This is a genomic window from Paenibacillus maysiensis (assembly GCF_000520815.1).
GTDB lineage: Bacteria > Bacillota > Bacilli > Paenibacillales > Paenibacillaceae > Paenibacillus > Paenibacillus maysiensis.
This window is the reverse complement of the sequence record NZ_ASRY01000325.1, coordinates 1-7,939: the sequence shown is the minus strand read 5'-3', so window position 1 is coordinate 7,939 and position 7,939 is coordinate 1. Positions and strand designations below refer to the sequence as shown.

Genomic DNA, 7,939 nt, shown 5'->3' with positions numbered 1-7,939 from the left:
TGAACCACCAAATGGATCAAATACGATATCACCAAGTTTACTTGAGTTTTTAATTGGGTAGCTGATCAAGGGAATCGGCTTCATCGTGGGATGATATTCATTCCGAAAGGGACGATCAAATTGCCATAATGTCGTCTGCTTTCGATCACTGTTCCAGTAGTGTCCACCTGTCGGCTTCCAACCGTATAATACGGGTTCATGCATCCAGTGATAATCTTGTCTACCCATTACCATCGCTTGCTTGGCCCATATACAACATTGTGCCAGTTTGAATCCAGCTTCGATAAATGCCTTTCTAAAATTCAAGCCTTCACTATCTGCATGGAACACATAAATACTAGCTCCATCATCAGCTACTTCAAACATTTGAGTATAGGCTGCCAATAGGAAATCATAAAACTGGTCGTTATCCATCTTATCGTTTTCTATTTTCAATGCGTCCTTCGTCTTACCTGTATAGTCCACATTGTAGGGTGGATCAGTTACAATGAGCTGAGCCTTCTTGCCATTCATCAATGTTGCGATATCCTGCGGGTTAGTCGAGTCACCGCATATGAGCCTATGCTTCCCAAGTAGCCAAATGTCACCTTTACGAGTAATCGGATGCTCAGGCAATGCTTCTTCTACATTAAAATCATCCTCATCATCGGCTGCTGTATCTTCATGCAATGAGTCTAGCAACTTCTCCGCTTCAGACCAATCAAAGCCCGTTAGCTCAATATTATAATCTGCTTCTTTCAACTCATCTAATAATCCAGCTAATGCTTCAAAATCCCATTCCCCTGTAATTTTGTTAAGCGCTATGTTCAGGGCTTTCTCTTTCGACTTATTCACATCAACTATGACACAATCGACTTCAACGTATCCGAGTGCCTTCAACACTTTGGCACGTTGGTGGCCTCCCACGATGGTATAATCACTATTACAAATAATCGGTTCACAATAACCGAATTCGAGGACACTATTCCTGATCTTTTCAAACTCTGGATCACCCGCTTTTAAATCCTTCCTTGGATTATATTCGGCATGTACCAGTTGATCGATCTTCAATTTCATCCATTTCATTTATATCACTTGCTCCTTTTCTGTAAATCCATAACTCTCAATATTCCTAGCCACATGAACTGCATTATTGTTTATAGCGTTTTTTATGTATGGTATGGGTATTTCTACGTTTACGAATTTCATTTCTAATCCACTTGATCCCCCTTTCATTCATAGTTACAGTGCAGAATATGCTAAGCCAAATACAGATTGCTACGGATAATGCTAGTAACAATATCATCCTGATTTCTCCTCTCCAAATGAAAAAGGAACCCTAGACCATAGCCAGAGTTCCCGTGTGTAATATGTACTTTTAAATTTTCAACATTGTGTCACGTGACACATTTTACTCTTTGTAAGACAAAATCTCCAATTCATATTGGTTTGAAATTTTTGCAAATCATAGTCCAATTCAGCAAGATAAATTTGAATATAAAACATGCAAATTTTAAATTAAGCAACCTGACCACAAATGAAAAAGTGTCTTGGATATGAGGTGAACACCATTTCTCCATTTCATCCTTTCTAAGTTTAAGCTATATTTAATGAACTGACCCCAGTTTCCCCTAAGTATAGAAAAGTAGGGTCACGTCAATCTATCATGTTCAAAAAATAAAATGAAGACAGCCAACGATGTTGGATGGCTACGGAAAGAAATAATTTGTTTACAAATTTTTGTTGACGGTTTCTTTTGATCTTAACGTTTGTACCCACATAAAGGGAAACTCTCTCACCATCTCGATAAAAACCACTTCACTACGCTTCGTAAACGGTATTCATCGACCTGCCGCCGTTTCCCCTCTTGCCTACGGCAATTCACCCTTTTGCGGCTCATTTTGGACACTTTATTTGCAAATTTATCATAAGAGGAAGAAATCTTCCCTTAATATTAGGGAGAAAATCTTCCTTTGGAACTACTACAATAGTTTACGATAATGCTCGCTAACCACGTGATCGGTGAATGCATCTTGATCCACTAGCATAAACAACCAATATTGTCGTCCAACTTTTGAGGTTCTTTCATATAGCAATATATTATGATTCTTTAACTCACTCAAAATGAATTGCTTTCTATTTCCCTTCCAATTATCTCTAAACCACTGATATAGTGCTTTTCCACCTATAGCCTTAGCGGTAAGCTTGATATTCTTTTTGCCCACCATGAGCTTAACCATCTCGATCATTTTCTTGGAACAAGCTTTCTTAAATCGAAGTTCATTATGTAGTTGATGCATATGGACTCGTTCATCCGGCAATCTAAATTCTTTTTGCATCAGTGTTAACCATTCTGTCCGTTTCGAGTACATCACAATATCCACTTCTTCAGTTAAATTTACATTGCGTAAGGATGTCCTATGAATAATTTGCGAGAGATTAGCCAGCACATCTTCTATATATAGTTTTTGTATTCTCTCATCCGTAAACCAGTTCCCTTTATTTCGATTCTCATTTAAGGATATATCGATGTCTACACCATACATAGCTACGGCAATTTCCCGATAATGCCTAGGTGGGCGAATGGGAACACCAAACAAGGCCATCGCATTAAAGCTAGAAAAATCATTATTACCTACCACATTGAAAAGATGTTTCCTCATATCATCATCTGACTTCTGCTTGATGGTGAAAAATTGCTTGAGCTGTTCGTCCGTAATTGCACCCTCAGCGTGATAAAATGCAATATCTTCTTGCTTAGGTAATGCAATCATTTTGAAACTCGGACGTTTTTCTTGTAGTTTGCTTTGTATCTCCAAGAAATCTCCTGCTATTGCTTCCTTGACTTCTTTTAGTTCACGGTAAGATAATGTTGTGGATGTATTTATATTTTTCCATCGAATATTCAACCGCTCAGCATATCGATGAACATTTGTCATGGGGATCAGTTCAAATCCAGAACGTTCATATATACTTTGGCTGATATGTGCTGTCCCATCCAAAATCAGTATATGGGTATGTAAACGACCATAGTCCAGCCACTCTGAACAAATAATAGCTTGCTTATTCGTTCGTTCTATACATCCGATATGATCCTTTGCATACATCTTCATAAACCACGTATATCTTCTCATATCCTCAAGTTCACCTTTAGCATCAGCCAATTTAGCCAGGATTGTATTGAAGAACCGTTCTCTTTCTGAACCCTCTATAAATCGATTCAATCGTAATGTTGAATGGGAAGTTACATTGTCCTTTAATTCCAAGTTAATCAATTCACTCAGGATATCTCTAGCTTCCTTAAATTCACGATTACTTAAATGAATACGATCTGCCAAATGCTCAAACCAGTCAAATGAATTGTCTTTACTGCCAATATCCCAGACACAACTGTCATAGTAAATAGGCATCTCGTCTATGATCACCAATCGTTTCCACTTATGTACTTCTTTAAGCTGAGCATCATCTTTCGTATTCTTAGCTCGCTGCGGGTAATATAATAAATAGTTATTCATGTTCTCATCATCTAACATCAAATCTCGAAGTCTTTGCTGAGGAATACATATAATTTGATATTTTCTCATGGTATCTATCACCTTATGAATCTCATCAGAATTGACATATGCAATGGCATCTGGTATTTCATGTTGCTTGGCAAATTCAGAGACATCCTTATATACATTATTCTTCATCGTATCGTTATTATTAAACACAAGCAATAGCGGATACTTTTCATGTTGATTTGAAGCATTTTTCTTTAATAGACTCTTGCATAGAACATTTAATGCTGTACTTTTCCCTGTACCGGGAGCAGAATTAACTACCCATGACAAGTAGGATTCTTCACGTTTAGATTCATCCATATTCATTTGAAATCCCTTATGTATAAAACTTGATAATGCATGATATGTCGCCATAAATGCCTCTTCATGGAGACTTTCCATATGCGAATGAGAAATATAAGCTTCCAGATCGCTCCATTGATTCACTGCCAAATTAGATTCACTCCTTATATTTTCGGTTTCTTAATTTCCTCTAAAGCCTGTTGAAATTCTTCATTAATAGCATACAGCCAAAACTTTTGATGCTTATCAATCGTCAAAGCGCGAGTAATGTACCGAATATTTTTATCCTGCAATTTCCGCATCATCTGACCATCATAACAATAAAAATAGCTCATTCAAATTCACTCCTCTCATTGGAAATCACACCAATACATTAGGTGTCACCCAAGCGCCCGTGTTAACAGGCGCTATATGTGTCACGTGACACTATTTACTCCATGTCCAGCAATTCATCAAGTATGTCATCCGTTGAAACATGATTCTCCTTGGCAATATGATCTAATTGTTGCTTATAAAATTTGATTTCTTCCGTTAACATTTCCAATGATTTGTCCTCTAAAGCATCACTATACTTTTTGCATTTTTTCAATTCATCTTGAAAGTTATGTACATTCCATTTTTCTTCGATGTTGATATCAGAGTGAAAGAGTTCATTTCGCATCTCATCCCAAAACTTCTCCACCATCCATGGTCTGAATTTGGAATCAAAATGATCCTTATTTTTTTCCAAATCATAAACAACTGCAAAATCAATATCTTCTTCTGTTATATTGGAGATATGAAGATGATTGACAATACAATCCATTTGAGCGGTTAAAGCGAATCCTCGATTTTTAGAAACAACCACAGAGCCAAGTCCCATATAATTCAAAATAGGCGAGATAATTAAACCGTAATGCCAATCATCCACCCAGCTCTTGACTTCATTTACGGTTAGCTTTTCTTTTTTTATGTCATGTTTCTCCCAAAACGAACTATGAAATTTCCATTGATAGTTTTCAAAATGACTTTCTTCTCTCTGTGAACCGTCTTCATGAATGAATTTTAATGTCGGTTTATTATTTAGCAATCTATTCAAAAACGATTCCATTTTCAACAGTTGCTTGGCATGACCATCTGAAATATATCCTTCTGCAATCCAGTCATGAATAAAAGGTAATAGTTTCAATAATCTTAAACGGCTTGTAACGAAGGCTCTGTTTTTACTCACTTTTTTAGCAATTTGATCATGCGTGTATCCTCTTTGTACATACTCATAAAATGCATGAGCTTCTTCAATAGGAGTCATTTGCTCCCGTTGAATATTTTCAATGACAGATAGATGAAAAGCTTCCTCATCGTTTAATTCCTTTACTTTCACTGCAATTGTATCCAGTCCAGCCATTTGACTTGCTCGATATCTGCGCTCCCCTTGAACAATTTCATACTGACTTCCCTGTGGTCTGACCAATATAGCTTCCTGTAATCCATCGCTTAGAATAGATGCTGCCAGCTCCTGCAAAGACTCCTCGTTAAAATACTTGCGTGGCTGATTCGGGTTAGTAATGATCTGGTTTAATTTTAATGTGATGTTCAAATGATGATATCTCCCTTATTTTTAGATTCGTATACATACGTTCTAGCTGTCACCCAAGCGCCCGTGTTAACAGGCGCCTATCATGACACACTATGATTCAATTTATTCGATATGGACTATAGCCTTAAAGCTTGATTTCGTGACTTTTTCAATCCTGATAAATTCGATTGCCGCTCCATGAAAATCAAGGAAGGATAATCCCTCATCTCGACGAATCACCTGATCTCTCGGAATGATACATTTCCTTTCTCCATGCTCATCTACAATATGAACATAGTTATGCTCGACCACCTGAATCCGCAATTTCTTATCTAATACTTGGTCAGCTATCAACTGAGATTCTTCCTCCGACTTTTTCAAAGTACTGAAGCCGAGCAAGTAATTTCTCAATGTTCGTCTTGTACTTTTCTCGTCCAACAGAGAAGGCGTATTACTGGTTTGTACTACGGTTTCCCTTTCAGCTTCATAGCCAATAAAGAATTGTCCCATGATCTCAAATAACGAATAAACACCGTCCGGCACATTCAACAATGGAAACTCCCAATCATCTATGGCAGCGATGCCAGCGTGAACGGTAAGCTCCTTGCCTTCTACAATACGATTCGCGAGTCGGTTCACTCTTCGTACTTCCCTCTTCATCACATTTTCATGCTGCTTTAGATTTTCCAGTAGCCCATCTACAAATAGCCATGCAAAGGAGTACGTTCCATAATTTTGATAAGCTATCTCCACAGCTACACTCGCAAGTATTGAAGGGTACGGACAAATCTCCTCACACTCGACTTTGTACTTCTCTCTTAACTTGGCGTATTCAGCACTAATAGCTTTCCGGGTATCATTATCCCGTTCCCATTTTTTCAGTTCGTTAAATTGCATCAAGCGATAATCAATTGGTTTTTTCTGCTCGTTGTATTCTGTATACAGCGGTTCAATACGGGTTAGGTAATCCAGAAACTTGCGCTGACTAACCTTGCTCATATCCTGTAACAATTGTCTCGTGCTTTCGATGCCCAAAATAGACTGATCCAGTTTCCCATCTTTCATCTGGAACTTGTCATCTATGTACTTCTCCGCCTTAACGCAAAACTGATTAAACGCCGATTTCGTCGAATACTGATAATCCTCCGCCTTACCACCATTCACAAAACGGAAGAAATACGGCATCTGAATAGCCAGACGATCCAACACATATGGAATCTCTACCTCTAGCCCATTCTTCGTGGCATCAATAATTTGACCTTGGAGGAATTTGAGGACAGAGTTTTCCAAAACCCGTGCTTGAAGGCTCCCCTCCTCCAAAGCAAGATTCTGAAAATACGTGTTCACATTCGTACATCTACCCGTTAGGTTATGTAGGCTCTTTAGCTCCATTTGTACGATGCTGTCCATATTATTGGATACAGGAGCAGCTACTTTTTTATCATCTTCATTGATGATCGTAGGCGCATCGATCACGGCTGAGAGTATGGTGGGATCATTGGTACATAGAGCCGTATCTCCGTCCACATCTCCTAGTCCGAGCCTTGCAAGTGTTAAATCACAACAGTTCAAAACAATCACATTATCTAAATGACGTATATATCGGTTATGTACTTGTACAAAATCTAGCTTGCCAACTTCATTAAATATCGTTAGTGGTGATCGGAATAGCGCATGCATTCCCTGTTTCCGATTCATAAAGGCTTGATTCTTCTTCAACACACCTGTTACTGGATTTCCAGCAGCATGCTCCATAAAAGCTATCGGATCGTTAGTTAGATAAAAATAGCTTCCACGAATTGGGATACGACCTTTCAACATTTCCTGTACTTTCAGCATGGCTTGCTTCACGATAAATTTGCGGACATTACCGTCATACAGCATTAGTTCATTCAAATCAATAGCTTGGATGATTTCATTGATAAACGCTTTTTTCTGGCCCCGTTCTATTTCATCTTCCTGTTCATCGGGTTCTTCATCTTCATTTTTAGGTTCATCATCTTCTTGGACTAGCATATGTAGGAACGCTTTCGTGTACGCAATATCTCGAAGCCACTTTCCATGAACTTCATCCTTTTGTCCATGTAATACTCGTTTGATGACATCCATTAGAGGCGTAGCTAATTGAAATAAATCGTTCAGCGTGAAATTCAGCGCATGAATGTATTGATATGTCAGTGGTGTGTAGGCGTTCACCTGATATGCCGGCTTCGCATAGTTTGCTACCCAAAACTTGCTATGATTATGTACTTTCAGTAATTCTTCATATTCCATTATATTTTCAAACAAACATTTAGGCTTAGCTTCTCCCTCACTGTATTGATGCCATGCTTTGAAGCAGGATTTTGTAAGAATCAGATCAATAGGGCGACCCTGTTTGTCGATGATCGCTTGTGATTCACCAAAAACATCCTTTATCTCTGTCACGCTGTTCTCCTTGAACCATTTCATCAAATCGAATCGGATAAAGTTTCCCTTAATATATGGGAGCCTTCCCTGAACCGCATTAGGTGAATACGATAGGTTAAGATGCTGTCCAATACACTCGGCAAACTGAAAA

5 protein-coding genes are annotated in these 7,939 nt (G+C 38.3%); all 5 read right to left on the bottom strand.

The features are described 5' to 3' along the window. A partial coding sequence (locus L696_RS0126155) for a site-specific DNA-methyltransferase (RefSeq protein WP_025686271.1) occupies nt 1-1,065 on the bottom strand: 1,065 nt, incomplete at its 3' end. Nucleotides 1,066-1,961: 896 nt separating this feature from the next. Next, nucleotides 1,962-3,974 carry a hypothetical protein gene (locus L696_RS0126145; RefSeq protein WP_025686270.1) on the bottom strand — a complete coding sequence of 671 codons (2,013 nt, stop codon included), beginning with the start codon at nt 3,972-3,974 and terminating at the stop codon, nt 1,962-1,964. 14 nt (nt 3,975-3,988) lie between these two features. After that, complete coding sequence (locus L696_RS31325; protein ID WP_162833929.1) at nt 3,989-4,159, bottom strand: hypothetical protein; 171 nt, start codon at nt 4,157-4,159, stop codon at nt 3,989-3,991. Nucleotides 4,160-4,254: 95 nt separating this feature from the next. Further along, a complete protein-coding gene (locus tag L696_RS0126135) occupies nt 4,255-5,400 on the bottom strand; it encodes a ParB/RepB/Spo0J family partition protein (RefSeq protein WP_025686269.1) in 1,146 nt (381 codons plus the stop codon). 102 nt (nt 5,401-5,502) lie between these two features. Beyond that, nucleotides 5,503-7,939: RNA dependent RNA polymerase (locus L696_RS0126130; RefSeq protein WP_025686268.1), on the bottom strand; the 2,437-nt coding region annotated here is incomplete at its 5' end.

Bases quoted from the DNA above. Each gene is read 5' to 3' on its own strand.
- L696_RS31325 (WP_162833929.1), bottom strand. From the start codon at position 4,159: ATGAGCTATTTTTATTGTTATGATGGTCAGATGATGCGGAAATTGCAG.